We start from the raw sequence: 19108 nt of genomic DNA on the forward strand, positions 1-19108 counted from the left end.
ATGAACAAAAATAGAATACATCTCACTGGCAGTTTCCATTAGCCTGAAATCTTTACCCGTAATCATGTAGTCTCCCTCTCATGTCGCTGTATGATCATTTTACTATCCAGAAGTTTCTGCGGGTGGAAAAAGAGATTACCTCCACAAGGTCCTGTAAGTTTGTAAAGAGCTGTGAAGCCCATTAGCTGGGTGGAAACGGCTTTTACGTCAACTTTCCCATTGCTTCTTCGCGAGTCTTTAGATGTACTGAAGCTTCTAAATGCGGTTTTTTTGACTCCAATAGTCCAGCTCATGGCTCTTTTACTCGCCTTCTTCTAAGGCAGCCTCCTGACACGTAGGCTTTACGGGAAGAAGTCAAGGACCTTATCACTCCGGAAGTTGGTTTTTTTATTATCGATGATACCACTCTCGATAAACCTTATTCCAAACAAATCCGCCAGAAGGAATGACGGTTCATCCGAAAGAATACGTCTTTATTAAGGTATTTCGGGTAGTTTCCAAAGACGGAGATTCTAACCGTTATCTACTTATATGAAAGTACCTACCTACATGTAGGTAGACACTTGCGTGCAGGTAGATTTGTTGTCCGGGAAATAACAAGAATGTTAAAAATTTTGTATAAATTCGGAGGGACAAAGAATTGAGCAGTATCAACCTGTCATCACGTATCAAAGAAAAAGCCCTGGAAATAGGTTACGATTTATGTGGAATAACACCTGTGAATTCGGTTGAGGAATACTCATCACATCTTGATGAAAGGATTAGAAATTTCCCTGAGTCTCGCGCATTATATGAAAACCTGTATCCTCTAGCCTTTCCTCAAAAAAATGTAGAGTGGGCCAAATCAATTATTGTTTGTGTGAGAAGATATGGGAAATATAAAATTCCAGAGGAACTCGATAGTTACATGGGAAAGGTATACCTGGTTGATGGAAGACTAAAACACTCAAAGGAATATTCCTGGAGACTCGAGTTTGGAGCTTATTTAGGCGAGCTGGGGATTAAATATGCTTCTGGAATAGTTCCCGCTCGTCTGGCAGCAGTGAATGCCGGCTTAGGACGTATAGGCAAGAACAACTTTTTCTACACGAAAGAACATGGTTCCTGGGTCTTCATTGAAACGTGGGTAATTGACAGTGAAATGGAATATGATATGCCTACGCGTTCATTAAATTGTCCGGATGGCTGTAACAAATGCATAGATTCATGTCCGACCGGGGCTCTGAACATGCCTTTATCAATGAACAGGGAAAAGTGCATCGCTCAACTCACAAATGGGTTAAATTCGCAGACAGAGGGCTTGCGAGCCGAGATGGGGACCTGGGTATACGGGTGTGACATCTGTCAGAATGTGTGTCCAAGGAATAAAAACAAATGGGAAGAAATGGAAAACTTTATTGATCTATCGGATATAGCACCATATCTTTCACTTGAAAGTATATGGAACATGGATGAAGAAACCTTCCTTAATGTAATTCAGCCCAGGTTCTGGTATATAGGGCAGGATGGCCTGTGGATATGGAAATGCAATGCTTTGAGAGCTATGGCCAACAGCGGAGATCAGAAATATCATGGGTATATCAAAGAAGCCGTGGAAAATCCTGATCGGAATATTTGCAATACTGCGCTGTGGGCCTGTCAGCAACTTGGTATATAATGCACACGAAATGCAAAATGTTTTTCATCCGGAACCGGGCCAGAAACTAAGCTTAATATGAATGAGTGTTATTCAAGTACTTATAAGAAACATGTGTATTTATATGACAGACATAAGCCAGACAAATCAACAAATACGCCATTATGCAAGGCACTTTTTGCAATGCCAGGGTTATAACGGATTCAGTTATAAGGATATTTCCCGGAAACTGGGGATAAAAAACTCTTCAATACATCATTACTATCCTAAAAAAGAAGATCTGGTCGCTGCCTTGCTTGAAGAGAGCAGAAAGAACTTAGTCGAGCATATTGCCCGAATTGTGGAGTCTGGAGGGTCTGCTCGTGAGCAGCTTCAATACTATTTCGATTATGCATTGAAGGAGTTTGATGAAGGTAAAAGTATCTGCCCTCCTGGCTCTGTGATCCTTGATTTTGAAGAACTTCCGGAGGAAGTTAGAAAGCAAAATCTGCTGCTACTGCATTGTATATTAGATTGGATTTCCAAAGTTCTCAAAACCGGCCTGGAAAAAGGGGAATTCAGTTTTTCAGACCCCGTTGAAGCACGCGCGGAATTGGTGGTCGAAACGTTGATGGGTGCCCGACTGTTATCCAGCATCCAGGGTAGAAAAACACTTGTCAGGTCTATTTCCTTAATCAAATCTGATCTTGGATGGAAGGACTGATTTTTTTCTCACCCTTAACCTACCTATATATAGGTAGACAGAGCTAATTATCAAATCAATTTTTTGCTCTAAAGAATTGAAACCAGCAGGATATATAAATTTGGAGGAGATTTGTAATGCCCGTTATGAGTATATTAGGCTGTAAAATACTTCAAGATGAAATAATTTGGCTTATTGCAAACGATTAGCAAATAAAGAGAATTTTAATTGTAGCAAATGGAAATATCTCCGAATTTACAGAAAAACTAGATGAACAGCACATCTGTTATGATATTATTCCGTTCGAAAAGCTACCAAAGGTGCTTAATAATATCGACAGGAATGAACTCACTGTTGTAGTCAACCTTATGAAACTCGGGCTTCATGCAGTACCAAAAATATTGAAATCTGAAGTCTATCAAAATATCAGGGAAATGGTACCATTCTCCAATGGGATACTCATTTTTTACGGTCTTTGTGGTAACGTCCTAGGCAATGTGGAAGAAGATTTCTGCCTGGAAAAAGATGGTTGCACGGTGCGGATACTAAGGGATGACGAAAGAGTTGTAGATGACTGCATCGGAGCGACGGTAGGCGGTGGTGCAAACTACCTCAAATTGCTTAAAACCCATAGTAAAGAGCCTGCTTTCTTCTTTACACCTATGTATGCCAGTTCATGGAAAGAACTTTTGAACATAGATAAACTTCATTCTGATCCTGAAAAGGCGTTGAAAATGGCAAAAATGATCAATGACCTGGCAGGATATTCAAGAGTTGCAAAAGTCAATACAGGCCTTGCATATGTAAAGGATATCGATGCAAAGATCGAAGAATATGCTAAATTGTTCGGATACAGTACTTTTGAGATCAGCGGTAATCAGGAAATATTCAAGAAATGTTACCTTTCGATAAAGGATGAAATCTGTGATAACTGTTAAGAAAAGATAATTATGCCGGTCTTAAGCATAGTGGCTTGTGAAATGCTTGAAGATGAACTTGTCTATGTTCTCTCTAAAGACCCTGAAATTAAAAGGCTGTTTATAGTAGAGAACAGAAACAGCTTCAGACTTGTAAAAAAACTCAAGTCTGAAAATCTCAAACCTTTTATGTTTCCGTCTGACAGGTTGTATCCGGTTGTATCGGAAATCAATAGAAAACCACCCAGCGACTCACTCAGAGACTCACTCAGAGACTCACTCAGAGACTCACCCAGAGACTCACCCGGTAATTTTTCGAGAAAGTTCTCGAATATTCCTTTCTGTAAGAAAATATGTGATTCTATACTCCGTAAAAAAAAGGAACAGGGATTAACTGTTGTTGTGAATCTTCTTAGAAAAGATTTACACTCCGATACTGATCTTTTGCAAGCCGAAGTGTATCTGAACGCCAGAGAAATGTCAAAAATCTCGAATGGTATTCTTCTATTCTATGGAAAATGTGGCTTTAGTTCTGAAAAAGTACAAGCAGAATTGCAGCAACTTGGTTGTCCTATCTATTTTCTGAGGGATGATGGAAGAAACATTGTTGATGACTGTATAAGCGTAGCACTTGGAGGAAACGAGATATACACGAAAACGATGTTATCGGGAAATGGAAAAGGAGCTATATATGCAACACCAATGGTGCTTTCCGACCTGAATGAAACTAATTACAAATCTTCTGAATCTTATAAAAAAATCAGGAAATATCTAACTTCTCCTATGTACAGTCTTCTTTTTAAGATAAATAATCAAGACTATAAAGATGTTAATTTTCATAGAAATGCTTCTGAATTTGCAAAAATATTTAACATGAAGATTATCAATGTTAATGGAACAATGGAGATAGCAATTAACTCTTACGTGGAAGCTAAAACCTATATTTGCAAAAATATAGAATAATCCTTTAAAAACTATAATGAATTTGATAGTGTACTTAACTCATACAATTCGATACCAAAAATATAAATTTTTTATTATGCAGGTATTATAGAAATCGAGCCGTTTTTAGACAGGGCGACTTTTTGAAAACTAACGGTTGCTCATAGTTCTTACATACATGCGTTGCTTTTTTTCTCATCACTTATACCCAAAAAAAATGTAAGGTGTCTAACTCGATCCTGCGCATTGTTTTGATACATTTTGATTATTTATTTCTAGTCTTCAAATTTTAATCATTTCCTCACTCAAGTATATACTCACGTGATAATCTTCTTCAAAAAACGTCTCATTCTCCGACTTCGGATTTTTGGGATCAGGGCTAAACTTGCTTTCCTTCCTCTCAGGATCCCAAGTATAAGCTTTTGAAGCATGAAAAGAAGTGCGATAAGTATTTAACTGTATGTAATAATATTTACAGTTAGACATCATCTATTACAGGATATCCGGAGAAAAAACGAAGAAATTTAATAATAATGATGTGAAATGTGTCTCTAAGAATTTGACAATTTGGAACACCCAGTTGAAGATTCTCACAGCGATTTAAAAAAATTATGATTTAAAGTAATGTAAGGAGGCGAAATAACGGACAAGACGCCATCAACGTGTGGAGAATGCGAAATATATAACAGATCATATGGATTTTGTCAGAAAATAATGGAATATGTCTCTCCGTACGAAACTGAATTTAGATGCCTGAAAAAAAGTAACAGAATATCTATTTAATTGTTATTTACTTTACATATTCCTTTTTTATATGCTTCCTATAGCACGTGCTTTTGACCTTCATGATGAGTCCCCCTATTTGTCCGGAAGCTGTTCATGAATTGGAATCTCTCAGGAACATTCCAGAAAGTACTGAATGAAAGGCTTCTCTGGAAAACCGGGTCGGATCAGGAACTTGCATCTTATCCGGCAGTCACGCTAAATGAATTCAACTGACGGTTTTATGCTTATTTCCGATGCAAGCAGAAAACAAAAATGATTTTCAGATGTATCTGGCTTAGAGTAATCAAGAAATCCCCAGAATAAGACCAGCTTCACCAAAAAAGAAGGTAGAGGATATTTTGAGAAGGTAGAGAGTATTCAGTTATGAAACTGGTCTATTTAATAATACAATTTACTTGCTAAAAAACTTTTCGGATGAAAGGAAGACCATCTTTGTAAATATATATACAAACTTAGTTTCCCGACCTCTCTCTTCTTTTCTTTCCAGTCATATATTTCAATATCCTGAGAGGTTTCAAACCCTCGGCAAAAAGTTAATTTTCAAAGTTCAGAATCGAATTCTTATTTTTCGCAGAATATTCTGCAGTCCGTATCTTCTCTTCTATTCACGGCAGGCCTACATTAACTTGATAATCATGTATTCCCATATACTCACCTCTACTGTAAGCAGAAATAAAAATGATTTCCAGGTGGAGCGAAAGTGAAAAATACTCAAATCTCGTCAGAGGAATTATGTTAATTACTACTTCTCGCAAACCTTCTGCAAAAACCAGAACATTTTGCAAACTTCTATCGCGCTTCATTGCAGGTAGATGCATTTCCCGCGGCAAGATGGGTATGCAGGAACTTCTGGAGTTTGCGGAGGGCGGGCCTCTCATAGTCGTGGGAGAATACCACGGAAACCCCGGAGAACTCGGTTTTTACGACGATGAAGGAAAGCTTCTTTTTTCCCTCAGGTTTTCGGACTGGTATTCCAAGGAAATCGATTCTTACTGGTTTCCGGATGTTGAACCGGTGCTTGCAGGCCAGGGAGAGATTGCGGACGCATTTGAGTCCTTTTTCCATTTTAACAGGGTCGAAAGTGAAAAGGTCGATCAGCTCCCTCCCAGTTCCACACTGCTCGTGGCAGGAGAAAAAGAGCTTGATTTCACGGGAAGCGGGAAGCCCCTCTTTAAGCTGACCGTCAAAGGCTTCAAAAAGTACTGACCGAATATCCTATTTCAACCCTTTTTTCTGAAGGTTCTGGAATTTCAGGTTATTCTGGAATTTCAGGCAATTCAGGAATTTCAAACTATTTTCAGAACTGGATTCTAAAAGGAGGATTTCTTTGAAACTTTCCGCAGAATTTACATTTGAAACCGAAACTGCCGAAAAAATCTACCAGGCTGTCCTACCGGAACTTAACGAGAACTTCTCTGAAAGGTCAAAAATAGGGCTGACCCTTGAAGGTGCTGATTGCCTTATACTTACGATTAAAGCCGAGGATGCGGTTTCCCTGCGTTCTGCCCTGAATACCTGGTTCAGGCTCATCCAGATCGCTCAGGAAGTCCTTGAAGTCACAGCTAAAGCCTGAAAGCCGGAGTGCGCAGAACTTAAGAACTGCGCCTCCAGAAGGCATATTCCCGTACTTCCGGGATCACATGTACGGTGCACCTGTTATTGCTTTTAATGCCCGGGATCTCGGAATAAAAGTGTAAATCCGGGATCCAAAACCTATGATTTCGGACTCATGGAGATTTTACCTGCAATATAATCAAATTTTCATTAATGAAAATTTAAATTCATTAGAATTTTTTATATATAATTGCAGAGTGGATTTGCGGGAATAAGTGTTACTCAATAGCAAATTTTTTCACAATGTTAAACTAGGCTTATATACTTATTTCACCTTTTTAATTTAAATTTTATCTTGCTTTTCAGCTTTTCTTTATCCAGGGTTTATGGGGTGTTGGTATCGATATTAGTAAAAAAATTTTTATAATAACAATTTTAATTTTTGCCGTTCTTACGGCAACATTTGCATTTACCTACAATATTCAGCTTTCCAACTTTTTGGGGCTTGAACAGGCAGATACATTGAAGAATGTTGAAAGGGTACAGAACGTTGTTTACACTGAACAGAGTTATCTTAATAACATGGTTAAGGATTGGTCCTGCTGGGACGATACTTACCATTTTATTGAGGATGTAAACCAGGATTATGTAAGTGTAAACCTTCAGAACCAGACTCTTGCCGGACTCAAAGTAAATGTTATGCTTTTTGTGAATGAGACAGGCTCACTTGTCTACTCAAAATCGATAAATATCAATACCGGGGAGGAGAAACCGATTCCGGCAGATCTCCTTAAACTGGTCGAAAGCGGAGCATTTTCAGCAAAATCAGAAGATGACGTTATCCGCGGTTATGTTCTGGTCGATGAAGTCCCCATGTATATTTCCGGACACCCTATCCTTACGACAAGATACGAAGGGCCCATGAAAGGCACGCTAATTTTCGGGAGGTACTTTGACGGTGATCTTCTTGATTATTTCAGAGAAAATACCCGCTCTTCGATTTTGATGTACAGGGCCGATGAAGATATGCCACCCGAATTTCAAGCAAAATTTCAAAATATTTCCAACTTCCATGAAGGAGTTATTGTCGAACCCCTTAGCGAAGCGAGAATAGCAGGGTACTTTGAGCTGATGGACGTTTCAGGCCAGCCTGCCCTTATTATACGAACTGATTTCCCAAGAGACCTCTACTTGAACAGCAAAAGAACTCTGAATTCTATGTATTTTTTCCTTTTGCTAACCGGGCTCGTAACAGGGGTCGGAGTCAAATTTGCCCTTGACAATTTCTTTGTTTCAAGACTGGTCGAGATTGACAATTTCGTTACAAGAGTCAGGTCGGAAAAAGATCTTTCCAGAAGGTTGGACCTGAAAGACAACGATGAACTCTATCGCCTTGCAAGAGAAATTAACGGGATGATGAACGAAATCGAACTGGCAGAGCAGGAATTAAAGACACAGGCGAGGGAAAAGAAAGTTTTACTTGATTCTTTAAACGAGATGGTTATTTTCGTAAACCCTCAGCTTAATATTGTCTGGGCAAACAAAGCTGCGCTTGAATATATGCATATGAACCTTGAAAAAGCAAAGGGAATCCACCTCAAAGATACTCCGGGTATGAGCGGCCCGCTGGTTGAATACCTCCCGCTTGGAGAGATCTTTGCATCAGGGAATAAGGAGTCGGGGGAGTTTACTGCAGGGGACGGAAACTCCTGGTTTATCCAGGCAACCCCGGTGACCGATGAGGATGGCAGGATCATAGGCGTGCTGGAAACCTTCAGAGACATTACCGGAAAGAAAGCAGTGGAAAAACTTCTTCAGGAAAAACAAATAGCAGAAATTGCAAACCGTACCAAGAGTGAGTTTCTGGCAAATATTAGCCATGAACTTAGAACTCCTCTTAACTCAATCATAGGCTTTTCAGACCTGCTGTGCGAACAGATTTTCGGCGAGTTGAACGAAAAACAGCTAAAGTACGCAGGCAATATTTCAAAGAGTGGAAAGCATCTCCTGAATCTGATCAATGACATTCTGGATCTTTCTAAAGTAGAAGCCGGAAAAATGGAGCTTGATTATACGGAGTTTGAACTTGCCGGTAAACTCAACATAATAAAGAATCTCCTGTCCCCAATCGCAGACCGGAAAAAGATCCAGATTGAAATCGACGTTGACAGCAGGCTTACAAACGTCTATGCAGATGAAGCCAGGTTCGCCCAGATAATGTACAACCTGGTTGATAACGCTATTAAGTTCGCCAGTGAAAACAGTCCTGTAAAGGTCGGGGCAAGAATGAAAGGAGACAAGGTAGAAATAACTGTTACAGATATCGGAGCCGGGATCAAAACCGAGGACCAGCACAAACTTTTCAAACCTTTCAGCCAGGTCGATTCCTTTGCCTCAAAACAACATCAAGGAACAGGGCTTGGTCTTTATTTGGTTAAACAGATAGTACAAATGCACGGAGGATATGTCTGGTTCAGGAGCATCCCAGGCGAGGGAAGCACCTTTGCATTTGCAATTCCTATAAACGGCAGGAAAAACGATAGTAACGATACTGTGCCCCAGACAAAAGAGCAAAACAGCTGAAAAACGGTAGTAACTCAAGGTTCATTCCTGAATATATCATAGTCTCCGGGGATGAAAGACAGGTTAATTAAAAAACAGAGAAATCAGCATAAAGATATAAGGAAAGCTACTGAGCATACCTGATAAAAGAGGTGCATTTGTTCTGCTCTTTCAGGCGTGGGGTCTGCCTTTAATTCATTATTTTTTGTAACTGATATAACCCGGTATGTTTGAATAAAATAGCAAAAGTTAGCATAGAAAAAAACGTAAAGGTAAAAAAGGAGATATAAAAAGGAAAGATGGAATGAGACTTAACTTAGAATTCATTTGAGTCCGGCAAGCAGAAGAAAAGTTTTTTGCGCTTTCCGGCATTTTGTCCAGCTGGAGGCTCGATCAATATGCTTTTACACTTTCTACCTCATTTAACCGAGCTTTCTTCATCCCCGATTCACTATTCATTTTAGTACCTTGCCGCTCCCGCTTTCTTCGATTTGGAACCTTTATTTGGCCTGAAAGCCCGCTCCGGGCACTTCTTGGAATCGGTTTTCCCGCGTACTTCAAATCCCAGGCTGAAACATTCGCCCTTTATCTCATCAATAGCCGTATAAAATCTGCAGTCTTGGCATGTAGGCATTAGGATTACTACCTCCAGATACGTGAAGGCCATCTGGTTCTTGAGTTTCAGATGTGTTTCCGGGACACAATCTTTGAAGCGTAAGTTGCTCCCCCTTAAATAAGGGCACAGAGTGTATCCTTTAAATAATGTGTATATGTAAATAAAATGTTTTTGGTAGGCAATAAGCAGGCAGCTGGCAGGTCAGGAGGAAAATGCTGAATTTTCAGACGTGATCAGGAAAAAACAATGAAAGTTACTCCGAAATTTTCAGACGTGATCAGGAAAAAACAATGAAAGTTACTCCGAAATTTTCAGACGTGATCAGGAAAAAACAATGAAGGTTACTCCGAAAAACGTAATCGGAATATTAGCATGGATATTAGCCGGATGATTTGCAGGGATACGCAAGGATATCGACCTTAATGATTGTGAGATATTAACCTGAACACTGGAAGCTTTACTGGCATGATAACTGCATTTACAGAACTTTACAAACCTGCGGGGTATGCAGTTACAGGATACATCCTGCAAGGACATACGACCCTATCAGGCATATATTTGTTCGGATTTTCTATTTGTTCAAATTTCTTCGTCCTCTTCGAATTCTACGTCAAGGACAGGCAGGTCCCTGATATTTCCTTCCCTGTCATAACATGTCCAGCTCTCCCTGTTGTACGGGCGGCCCGCTATAATATGGAAGTTTCCGGTTTTTGAGAACAGGCGCAGGTCAGCTTTTGAAGGTCTTCGGTTTGCTCCCGGATGGCTGTGGACCGAGCCTACGGCTTTTACATTCGGCATCATGTAAAGTCTGAGGACCGCGTTTGTATCACTGGATTCGGTCCCAGGAAGGATAAGCACCTCGGTAATTATTCCGTCATTCTCCTGCAAAAGCCCGGCAAACTCTTCCGGAGCCATCGATTTGCTCGCTTCGAGGATAAAATCAAGAGTATCACGGGCAATCCCTTTAATCTGCATACAGAGTAATTCTCCTGAAATGGTATATGTCTTTCTGGAAAGTGGGATATGGAAAAAGAGGAATCACCTAGAGGAAAAAAGAAATAATTCGCCCTTGAGTTTTGGAATTCCCTCTGAATTTTAGAATTCCCTTTGAGTTTTGGAATTCCCTCCGAATTTTAGAATTCAGAACTGCAGCCGAACCTGAGTTCTTAATTCCGGATTCATTTTATCCCCAAATTTAGCTCTTATTTTTACAAATCATTATATTTCTATAAATCATAATGTATCATTATATTTCGTACAGGTAGTTTTACCGGAGCTTTCCCACTCCAGACCCAAAGTTTACCATACACAACAGGGGGTTTTCGGAATAAAAGACATTTATCTGGTTTCAGATTCGGAAAGAGAGCTGGAAGAAAACATGGAGAAAAACTTAGAAGGAGATTCTCAAAAGGACTCCGGGAAGGACATTAAAAAAGATAGCGAAACGCACGCGTCCCTATATCAGGAATCGCTTGCCATGCACAGGAGACTTGGGGGAGTACTTGAAGTTGAAAGCAAGGTCCGTCTCCGCACAATCCATGACCTCAGCGTTGCCTATACGCCGGGAGTTGCTGAGCCGTGCCGGAAAATAAGGGAGAATCCCAGCCTTGTCTACCTTTACACCATCAAGAAAAATACTGTAGCTGTCGTAACGGATGGATCAGCAGTGCTCGGGCTTGGAAACATGGGCCCGTGTGCAGCTCTGCCGGTAATGGAGGGAAAGGCGATCATCTTCAAGGAATTTGCCGGCATAGATGCTTTTCCGATCTGTCTCGACACTCAGGATACCGAAGAAGTGATAAAAGCAGTGAAATACCTGGCTCCGGCTTTCGGGGGCATCAACCTCGAAGATATCAGTGCCCCCCGCTGTTTCGAAATCGAGAGTCGCCTGCGTAAAGAGCTTGACATTCCTGTAATCCATGACGACCAGCACGGAGCAGCTATTGTCGTGTTTGCCGGGCTCCTGAATGCTCTTAAAATCGTCAAAAAGGAGCTTGGGGAGTTGAAAATACTTATTGTAGGCCTTGGAGCTGCAGGGGTTGCTATTTTCAGGTTCCTGGTCCGGGCAGGTGCAGACCCTGCAAAAATCCTTACCTGCGATAGCCAGGGAATTGTTTATGAGGGACGGGAAAAGGGCATGAACCCCATAAAAGAGGAAATCGCCAGGCTTACGAACCCCGGAAAGCTGAAAGGCGGGCTCAAAGAAGCCTTCCCCGGCACTGACCTATTTATAGGAGTTTCGGTCGGAGGGATCGTAACCGAGGAGATGGTCAGCTCGATGGCCAATGACGCCATTGTAATGGCAATGGCAAACCCCACCCCTGAAATCATGCCCGATGCTGCAAAAAGGGCGGGAGCGAGAATTGTTGCTACTGGCAGGTCGGACTTTCCAAACCAGCTCAATAACTGCCTGAGTTTCCCCGGGGTCTTCAAAGGGGCTCTCGGGACCTGTGCCAGGAAGATAACCCCTGAAATGGAAATGGCAGCAGCCCATGCCCTTGCAAATGTTGTGTCTGTCGGTGAGCTCTCGGAAGACTACATAATCCCGGAACCCCTTGATAAGCATGTGGTGCCTGCGGTTGCAAAAGCCGTTGCCAGTGCGTCACTGGAAAGCTGTGCTGCAAGGAGAAAACTTGAAGAAAGTCTCTGAAAGACTCGAATTTCGGCTGAAAAAAGCTCGGTTTACGGATAGAATATTAACTATGTGAGGATAACAAAAGTGAAGTATAAATACAACTTTATCATTATATTTTTTGGGTAGTGGGGAACAGTCGTATGTAAGGATCTCTCTAAAACAAATAAAACCTCTTAAATACCCCACTCCCAAAAATAAATTCTTGAAAATTTACTTTTGTACGACTCTGTAAACCTGTTATGACCCTGAAACCTGTTATGGTCATGAAAGCTATTTTTGTCTAAATCATCAAGGTTTCATAAAACAAAAATTGAAAATCAGAAGCCGTCCTTAAAGTGAAAAAAGAAAGCGTGAACTGAAGCTTATTCATGCCTGTTCTTCTTAATCTCTTCCAATATTTTCTTTTGCGTCTCTGCAATCTCTTTTAATGTTGCTTTGATCTCGGTCAGGATCTCTATCGTGTTTTCTGTGACTATGGTTTCCTGGATTTCCACCAGGCACTTCTCAGTTTCCTCCATTTCTTCCATTTGCAGTTCCCGCAGAACATCTCCAAGGACACCAAATTCACGGCTATTTTCGTCGTTTACTGTCTTTTGATCTTTGAGATACATGCTTCTAACAATATCGCGAAATATAAATAGATTATTTTTTGAGCTTTATGGAGAATCCACCAAAATTAGCTTTGAGGAGATTGGAAATAAATATCGTCTAAGGGAAACGTGTAATAATGAATTAAGTATATGCAGAACAAAGGAATATGCTGCAAAAAAGAAAAATGCAGTGAGAAAGAAAAGTGCGCAAGAAGAAAAAGCGCTGTAAGAAGAGCCCGTCCTCGATACTGAAACCTGGAGGAAAAATGAGCGAGATCCAACAAAAGTTTGATGCTATTTCAAAAAAATACGATGAACAGAGAAGGAAGTTTATACCCTGCTTCGATGACTTTTACGGAGCAACAGTATCCGTGGCGTCAGTAGAAGCGGAAAATCCGGCTATACTGGACATCGGTGCCGGAACAGGCCTTCTAGCGGCATTCATGATGGAAAGATATCCGGAGGCATCGTTTACGCTTATTGATATTTCGGAAAAGATGCTGGATATGGCAAAAGGCAGGTTCGGAAATAACTCAAATGTAAAATACATTGCAGCAGACTATTCAAAGTACGATTTCGTGGACAAATATGACATTGTAATTTCAGCCTTATCCATTCATCACCTGGAGGATGAAGAAAAGAAGGAGCTTTACAAAAAGAGTTACTCAATACTTAAAGAGAACGGGATTTTCATTAACGCCGATCAGGTACATGGAGAAACCCCTTTCATAGAAAATCTGAACAAAACGACCTGGAGACGGTATGTAGAAACAAGCGGCTTGCCTGAAGAAGAAATTCTGGCGGGTTACGAAAGAGTTAAGCTTGACAGGGATACAAGCCTGGACCGGCAATTGGATTGGCTTAAAGAAACGGGTTTCTGTGATGTTAGCTGCATATATAAGTACTATCAGTTTGCGGTGATGTTCGGGAGAAAAATTGTATAAATGACGAGGATTACTACGGAGGGCAGGGGAAAAAACGTGGCATGCCCTGACTCATGTTAAATACCCGGCTGCTTGGAATAAGCCACAAACGAAATATGGGTTTCTCAGTACATCCCTTGCCATACTTTCCTTTTCAGATTCCGCTTTTAATTATTATTGGATTCTAATTTATATTTCTGTAGTTATTATATGTCAGTAATAATAATCTCTCTGTGATACCCAGAGACTTTTTAGTGGTTTCCGGTTTTGAAAGATAACGCAGATGTTAGTGAAATCAATACAAGAGAAACGGGGGTAATTTAACATGGGAGAAGAAATGGAAGGAAGAGCCCAGATGCATCACGGCCCGATGTCCGAGATCTGGGAGCTCCTGAACGAAGAACAGAAAAAAGAAGTCGCGTTAATGAAAATGGATATGAAAATACAGTGGATGGAAATAAAAATAGATAAAATGGAAAAAATGATTGAACTGAAGAAAAAATCCATAGATGACATTAAAAAAGTCCAGGAAATGATCAAAACATAAGAGTGATTGAAAAATAGAAGTGGTCAAAAAAAGAAGCAAGGAACCGAGAGCTGTAAATCATGAAAAGCACGGATAATCTCCGGGTTCTGCGAGCTCTCGATTCCCGGTCCTTACTCCGATCAAGATTCCATTCTTGTTTTCGATTCAGAACGGCAGGCGTTCGACAGCTTTATTGCCGGATTACAGGCAAAATTTTACAATGATGATTAATAATATAACCGATTTTGCAGTTTTCTTAGCAATTCCGGAGAAGATACTCCGGTTAAACAGATCGTGTTTCGGTTAATAGATCGTGTTTCGGTTAACAGATCGTGAATTGGAAGAAAAAGAATTCTGTTTTTTATTTACTTAAACCTGCTATGTCAAAGTTTTTGCTGGTTAAAATATACCTTTACCTGTAAAAGCCTGCATCAGGTCTACTTTGCTTTTCCCGCTATCCACAGCAAACTGGTTAATAGAAATTTAACCAAAATCTATTTTTATGCTGATCGGGTGCTTTTGTTTTTTGATATACGCCAGCTTGAGAGTAAGAAACACTGCCGGTAATGATACCGGAAGAATGAAGGGGTGCATTATGGTCCGAAATGAAATCAAAAAGAGGGCAAAGCTAAAAGGGTCTCGAAACCTGAAAGACTTGAAGCTACTGCCGGAAAGGCTAACGGAGCCGGTAACAGTGCCAGCAACAGAGTTAAACGGCCAGTAACAGGGTTAAATGAAGCCACTTGAAGAAACCAGCACTGCAAAGACAATAATCAGCAAAATGGACAGAAACATAGCCAGGGCAGACCTTTCCAGGCTTACCTTGTGTACAAACCTGCCACCCACAACGTAGAGATATAGCTGGTAAACCCCAAAAATTCCGCCTGCAAGAGGAATCCAGAGGAGGGAGGACGCAGCAGAGGCATAGAGTACGAACCTTACGGTACCCTCGTAAGTTCCTTTTCCCCCAAGTACCTTTTGAATAATGTGGAGTAGTGTAGCATCGAGAAAAAGAGCAATAACACCTACTACAGGTGCTATAAGTGCAACTGCAAATCCAATTGAAGGACCAAAGCCCCCGACATCGTACGCTCCGGGGCTAAAAAGCAGGTAAAAAAGCGAGTATACGGCAACGTTGATTGCTGCAAAAATGATAGGGTCGCTGTATCCTCCGGTCTTTGGCATTTCGCTGTAAAAATGAGACGGGCTTTTCATAACCTCTTTCCAGGTTCCGATGTAATCAAAACTCCTCATGACAAATAATATTACGAAGTTCTATTTATATTTGATCTGCCAAAGTGCAAACATACGCAGCGAAGAAAATGAAAGCTTCCGGCTAAAAATCAAAGAATCCCTTTTCCTGTGAAGTCGGATTCAGCAGGTCAGGGTATTATTTCCGGATATCTGCAATTTTGAAAGATGAACAGGTAGTTTTATCTGATTATATGCTCATCTTCTTTTAAGATTTCTTTAAGCACTTCCACTTTCTTTTTAAGCACATCGAGTTCTTTTACCAGCGCGGTGGTAATTGCATCTATTTCCTTGATTTCTTCCACTGCTAACTCTCTCTTCGATAACAAGTTCATGGCCTCTCTAGTGTTGTTTTAAAGATATTAAAATTGGATTAAGAGTTCAAGCTTATATGGTTTATAAGGTTAAAGCTCTGATCTTGCTATATAATATTGCTTTCACATATATAAAATAAGAATACAGTTTAAACATTGCGGTCCGGGCAAATTATATGAATAAATTGTAAAAGTTCAGCGCTTTATTCGCCTGTAACCGCTCTCGAACAATCAGGGAAATTGGGAAATCGGATCCATCAATTTCCTGACGATTATCAAATAATTATTGGCGGACAAAACTCATTCATTTGCGATGATGCGTGCCAGCTAATTTTGATTTCAGTCGAATATCCTGCAACCTGTCGCAGGGGGTTAGAACTTCCCCCGAAAACTATTATTATACAGATTGATTTATATTTTTAGCTGCCCTGATACTATAAATGAAAACGTGAAAATGAAATAAACGCAAAAATGAAACGTGGAGAAAGTCGATACTTCAGCTTTAACTCGGGGGGAAATAAGTGAAAAGTAGACTCTTTTTGATACCTTTAGCTTTTGTTTCTTTGATTCTGATTTCGATAACTGCATTAGCCGGGCAGGAAACCCGACTTGGAGCCGGACATGAGCCTGATATTTATGGCGACAGAGTAGTGTGGTCGTCGAATGGCAGTATTCATCTTTTTGACATAAACAGCAGAACTGACACTGAACTCAACTCATCTTCAGCAAGCCATCCTGCTGTCCATGGGGACAAAGTAGTGTGGCTTGATAACAGCACTGAAAACCCCAATCTTTGTATTTATAACATATCAACCGGTGAAAAGTTTCTGATTACTGAGAATGTAACAGGTGATAGTAACTACAGGACGGGGAGTAAACCAGCTATTTACGGTAACATAATAGTGTGGCAGAATTTTGTCGACAATGAAAATCAAGATCAGAGAGCCTACAATGTCTATATGTATAATCTGTCTTCACTCATCCAGACTAAAATCAGTAACTATGGATGCCTTTATGGAAGACCTGATATCTATGAGGATAGAATAGTGTGGGTCAACGATAGCGGAGTTTCCGGAGATGGCGGACCTATCTGGATGTATAACATTTCCACAGGTAATAAGACCGAGATCGAAGCAGATTATTCGTATGACTGTGCGATATATGGAGATAGATTAGTATCTAATAAGTACACTTTTGGTTATTTTGTTTCCGTATATAACCTCTCCACTAACGAAGTAAGTGGTGCTAAGTTCCCGTCAGAGGAGTTTGATCCTGATATCTATATGGATAGGGTTGTGTGGAGGGGTGAAAGCAATTGCACGAGTAATATCTACATGTACGATATGTCCACTGCCAATGCAACTCGTATCTCCGCAAACGGATCAGCATACGATCCTTCTATTTACGGGGACAGGATAGTGTGGGAGGATATGCGTACCAATCAGAGTGATATTTATATGTACGACCTCTCAGCCAAACCCATAAAACCAAAAGCCTCCTTCACTGCAAACGTTACTTCCGGTAAATCCCCATTGACGGTACTTTTCACCGACACCAGTACCGGGGGTACACCCACATACTGGCACTGGGACTTCGGAGACGGCATTCACTCGAAACACGCTCAAACTGCAACCCACACGTTCCGGAAGACAGGGGAATACACAGTCAGCCTGACGGTAACAAACGCTGCCGAGAGTGATACCCTAACTGTGAAAGGGTGTATTGGAGTGTCGGAGTGAAATAAAAAAAAGGGAAAAGATGAAGGGATTTCAAAACCTGAAGATTCGGAACTACTATAAAAAATATAGTTAGTAACCGGGTCAGTAACAACGTTAGTAGTATAGTTAGACAAGACCGCTGAAGGACGCTAGCACTACAAAAACCAGAACCAGTATTCCGGACATAATAAAGGCAAATACAGATCTGACCATGCTCATACCATGTACAAACTTACCCCCCACAATATAGAGATACGTCTGATAAAGCCCGAAAATCCCGCCGATAAGAGGTATCCAGGCAAGTACAAGTGCAGCAGTTGCATAATATACGAATCCTACAGTACCTTCATAACTTCCCTTTCCCCCAAGAATTTTATAAGTAATATTGAGTATGGCAGCGTTCATAAGGAGGCCAAGAATAAACACCACAAAAAGAAATATTACTATCAGAGATATCTCCATATAAGTTAATTTTGTAGTGCCCATTTCAGGGAAAATAAGAGGATAAATAAGCAATGCACAGGATAGCATTATGGCTAAACTGGCTGTTGCAAAAACAATAGGATGAAAGTATCCTCCTGTCTTCGGCATTTCTCTGTAAAAATCAGACGGGCTTTTCATAACCTCTTTCCAGGTTTCGATGTAATCCACGTTCATCATAATAAATAATGTTACAAAGTTCCATAAATATTTGATCTGCCAAAGTGTAAACATAGATAACCCAGAGAATGAAAATTTCAGGCAAAAAATCGAAATACTCTTTTTTTCAATCGTTGCCCATCAGGACGAAGAATATTTTCGCATGTTTTCTTCCCGGATTCGGATAAAGAAGGAAAGAACAGGAAATATTGACTAAAAAAGCGTAAATTATAGGATTTTAAAAACCATTAAATGTTTTACATACAGTCTTTATCAATACTCAATTAAATCTACAGGAAGAATCCAAATAGCAAAGAATACCGGTGAAGGTAGAAGAGTTGGAGCTGTTAAAGGACGGTCACAGGCATATAACCCAAAAACCGATAAATGGGTTCAATTTGATGAGAATCACAAAATAATGACCAGCACCAACAACCCGCGAAAAGGAGTGAAAGAAAAAGGGAAAAAGCAATCTGATTTAAAAATATGAAAATGTTAAAGCAGATAGTAATTTAAAACGGTATCTATTTCTCTTTTTAGATTAGATTGGATTTCTGGTGTCATCGTAGACTGAAAATACAAACACGTTTGCCTTCTCATTAAATATATATACTGCTGAAGATTTTTCTGTTTTTGAATGTGTAATTGCAGATCCAGTTTTTTATTCCAACTAAACAAACCAGATATCTTTACATATAAATCAATACCCACACACCCCCCAAAAACAAAAACTTTATATTCAAATTTTACGTTCTTCTTCCGGGCAACATTGTACATAGATGTGCGTCGCATATCAATAACGTAAAAAGGCGGCGAA

At 40.3% G+C, this 19108-nt stretch carries 19 protein-coding genes; 12 read left to right on the top strand and 7 right to left on the bottom strand.

Features of this window, described 5'->3' with window-relative positions; all coding sequences use genetic code 11:
- Window positions 1-62 precede the first annotated feature (62 nt).
- Window positions 63-293, bottom strand: coding sequence for a hypothetical protein (locus ACSAZL_RS11850; protein ID WP_440944851.1), 231 nt, complete (start codon window positions 291-293; stop codon window positions 63-65).
- A 347-nt stretch (window positions 294-640) separates the two neighbouring features.
- Here ACSAZL_RS11850 and ACSAZL_RS11855 point away from each other — a divergent pair, with 347 nt between their 5' ends.
- From ACSAZL_RS11855 to ACSAZL_RS11885, 7 genes are all read left to right on the top strand, one after another.
- Window positions 641-1657 carry an epoxyqueuosine reductase gene (locus ACSAZL_RS11855; RefSeq protein ID WP_440944852.1) on the top strand — a complete coding sequence of 339 codons (1017 nt, stop codon included), beginning with the start codon at window positions 641-643 and terminating at the stop codon, window positions 1655-1657.
- Window positions 1658-1760: 103 nt separating this feature from the next.
- Entirely contained in the window at window positions 1761-2339 is a 579-nt protein-coding gene (locus tag ACSAZL_RS11860; protein ID WP_440944853.1) for a TetR/AcrR family transcriptional regulator, read from the top strand.
- A gap of 299 nt (window positions 2340-2638) precedes the next feature.
- Entirely contained in the window at window positions 2639-3256 is a 618-nt protein-coding gene (locus ACSAZL_RS11865) for a DUF1638 domain-containing protein (RefSeq protein WP_440944854.1), read from the top strand.
- Window positions 3257-3298: 42 nt separating this feature from the next.
- A complete protein-coding gene (locus tag ACSAZL_RS11870; protein ID WP_440944855.1) occupies window positions 3299-4198 on the top strand; it encodes a DUF1638 domain-containing protein in 900 nt (299 codons plus the stop codon).
- Between the two features lie 1443 nt (window positions 4199-5641).
- Window positions 5642-6169, top strand: a complete 528-nt coding sequence (locus ACSAZL_RS11875) for an rRNA maturation protein (RefSeq protein ID WP_440944856.1) — start codon at window positions 5642-5644, stop codon at window positions 6167-6169.
- Window positions 6170-6290: 121 nt separating this feature from the next.
- Complete coding sequence (locus ACSAZL_RS11880) at window positions 6291-6536, top strand: KEOPS complex subunit Pcc1 (protein WP_440944857.1); 246 nt, start codon at window positions 6291-6293, stop codon at window positions 6534-6536.
- A gap of 479 nt (window positions 6537-7015) precedes the next feature.
- Window positions 7016-9100 carry a CHASE4 domain-containing protein gene (locus ACSAZL_RS11885; RefSeq protein WP_440944858.1) on the top strand — a complete coding sequence of 695 codons (2085 nt, stop codon included), beginning with the start codon at window positions 7016-7018 and terminating at the stop codon, window positions 9098-9100.
- A 439-nt stretch (window positions 9101-9539) separates the two neighbouring features.
- Here ACSAZL_RS11885 and ACSAZL_RS11890 read toward each other — a convergent pair whose 3' ends face one another.
- Window positions 9540-9713 carry a hypothetical protein gene (locus ACSAZL_RS11890; protein ID WP_440944859.1) on the bottom strand — a complete coding sequence of 58 codons (174 nt, stop codon included), beginning with the start codon at window positions 9711-9713 and terminating at the stop codon, window positions 9540-9542.
- Window positions 9714-10274: 561 nt separating this feature from the next.
- Window positions 10275-10670 (bottom strand): Mov34/MPN/PAD-1 family protein, encoded by a 396-nt coding sequence (locus tag ACSAZL_RS11895; protein ID WP_440944860.1) that lies wholly within the window; start codon window positions 10668-10670, stop codon window positions 10275-10277.
- 403 nt (window positions 10671-11073) lie between these two features.
- On the opposite strand from ACSAZL_RS11895, the gene ACSAZL_RS11900 reads away from it, so the two are divergent.
- Window positions 11074-12345 (top strand): NAD(P)-dependent malic enzyme, encoded by a 1272-nt coding sequence (locus tag ACSAZL_RS11900; RefSeq protein ID WP_440944861.1) that lies wholly within the window; start codon window positions 11074-11076, stop codon window positions 12343-12345.
- Between the two features lie 347 nt (window positions 12346-12692).
- Here ACSAZL_RS11900 and ACSAZL_RS11905 read toward each other — a convergent pair whose 3' ends face one another.
- Entirely contained in the window at window positions 12693-12941 is a 249-nt protein-coding gene (locus ACSAZL_RS11905) for a hypothetical protein (RefSeq protein WP_440944862.1), read from the bottom strand.
- 245 nt (window positions 12942-13186) lie between these two features.
- Here ACSAZL_RS11905 and ACSAZL_RS11910 point away from each other — a divergent pair, with 245 nt between their 5' ends.
- From ACSAZL_RS11910 to ACSAZL_RS11920, 3 genes are all read left to right on the top strand, one after another.
- Window positions 13187-13864, top strand: coding sequence for a class I SAM-dependent methyltransferase (locus tag ACSAZL_RS11910; protein WP_440944863.1), 678 nt, complete (start codon window positions 13187-13189; stop codon window positions 13862-13864).
- 304 nt (window positions 13865-14168) lie between these two features.
- Window positions 14169-14390, top strand: a complete 222-nt coding sequence (locus tag ACSAZL_RS11915; protein ID WP_440944864.1) for a hypothetical protein — start codon at window positions 14169-14171, stop codon at window positions 14388-14390.
- Window positions 14391-14964: 574 nt separating this feature from the next.
- Window positions 14965-15093 carry a hypothetical protein gene (locus ACSAZL_RS11920; RefSeq protein WP_440944865.1) on the top strand — a complete coding sequence of 43 codons (129 nt, stop codon included), beginning with the start codon at window positions 14965-14967 and terminating at the stop codon, window positions 15091-15093.
- 5 nt (window positions 15094-15098) lie between these two features.
- Here the strand turns inward: ACSAZL_RS11920 and ACSAZL_RS11925 are convergent, their stop codons facing one another.
- Both ACSAZL_RS11925 and ACSAZL_RS11930 read right to left on the bottom strand, forming a co-directional pair.
- The gene (locus ACSAZL_RS11925; RefSeq protein WP_440944866.1) at window positions 15099-15623 is read right to left on the bottom strand and encodes a YIP1 family protein; all 525 of its coding nucleotides are present in this window, start codon (window positions 15621-15623) and stop codon (window positions 15099-15101) included.
- 179 nt (window positions 15624-15802) lie between these two features.
- Window positions 15803-15925: a hypothetical protein gene (locus ACSAZL_RS11930; protein WP_440944867.1), complete on the bottom strand. Its 123-nt coding sequence runs from the start codon at window positions 15923-15925 to the stop codon at window positions 15803-15805.
- A 530-nt stretch (window positions 15926-16455) separates the two neighbouring features.
- Here ACSAZL_RS11930 and ACSAZL_RS11935 point away from each other — a divergent pair.
- Window positions 16456-17673, top strand: coding sequence for a PKD domain-containing protein (locus tag ACSAZL_RS11935; protein WP_440944868.1), 1218 nt, complete (start codon window positions 16456-16458; stop codon window positions 17671-17673).
- A gap of 105 nt (window positions 17674-17778) precedes the next feature.
- Here the strand turns inward: ACSAZL_RS11935 and ACSAZL_RS11940 are convergent, their stop codons facing one another.
- The gene (locus ACSAZL_RS11940; protein WP_440944869.1) at window positions 17779-18312 is read right to left on the bottom strand and encodes a YIP1 family protein; all 534 of its coding nucleotides are present in this window, start codon (window positions 18310-18312) and stop codon (window positions 17779-17781) included.
- Window positions 18313-19108 lie beyond the last annotated feature (796 nt).

This window comes from Methanosarcina mangrovi, from assembly GCF_052057765.1.
GTDB lineage: Archaea > Halobacteriota > Methanosarcinia > Methanosarcinales > Methanosarcinaceae > Methanosarcina.

Excerpts from the sequence above, each read along its gene's own strand:
- ACSAZL_RS11905 (WP_440944862.1), bottom strand. The coding sequence starts at position 12,941 with ATGTATCTCAAAGATCAAAAGACAGTAAACGACGAAAATAGCCGTGAA.
- ACSAZL_RS11900 (WP_440944861.1), top strand. The coding sequence starts at position 11,074 with ATGGAGAAAAACTTAGAAGGAGATTCTCAAAAGGACTCCGGGAAGGAC.
- ACSAZL_RS11870 (WP_440944855.1), top strand. The coding sequence starts at position 3,299 with ATGCTTGAAGATGAACTTGTCTATGTTCTCTCTAAAGACCCTGAAATT.
- ACSAZL_RS11850 (WP_440944851.1), bottom strand. The coding sequence starts at position 293 with ATGAGCTGGACTATTGGAGTCAAAAAAACCGCATTTAGAAGCTTCAGT.
- ACSAZL_RS11875 (WP_440944856.1), top strand. The coding sequence starts at position 5,642 with ATGATTTCCAGGTGGAGCGAAAGTGAAAAATACTCAAATCTCGTCAGA.
- ACSAZL_RS11860 (WP_440944853.1), top strand. The coding sequence starts at position 1,761 with ATGACAGACATAAGCCAGACAAATCAACAAATACGCCATTATGCAAGG.
- ACSAZL_RS11910 (WP_440944863.1), top strand. The coding sequence starts at position 13,187 with ATGAGCGAGATCCAACAAAAGTTTGATGCTATTTCAAAAAAATACGAT.
- ACSAZL_RS11940 (WP_440944869.1), bottom strand. The coding sequence starts at position 18,312 with ATGATGAACGTGGATTACATCGAAACCTGGAAAGAGGTTATGAAAAGC.
- ACSAZL_RS11895 (WP_440944860.1), bottom strand. The coding sequence starts at position 10,670 with ATGCAGATTAAAGGGATTGCCCGTGATACTCTTGATTTTATCCTCGAA.
- ACSAZL_RS11915 (WP_440944864.1), top strand. The coding sequence starts at position 14,169 with ATGGGAGAAGAAATGGAAGGAAGAGCCCAGATGCATCACGGCCCGATG.
- ACSAZL_RS11890 (WP_440944859.1), bottom strand. The coding sequence starts at position 9,713 with ATGCCTACATGCCAAGACTGCAGATTTTATACGGCTATTGATGAGATA.
- ACSAZL_RS11920 (WP_440944865.1), top strand. The coding sequence starts at position 14,965 with ATGGTCCGAAATGAAATCAAAAAGAGGGCAAAGCTAAAAGGGTCTCGA.
- ACSAZL_RS11925 (WP_440944866.1), bottom strand. The coding sequence starts at position 15,623 with ATGAGGAGTTTTGATTACATCGGAACCTGGAAAGAGGTTATGAAAAGC.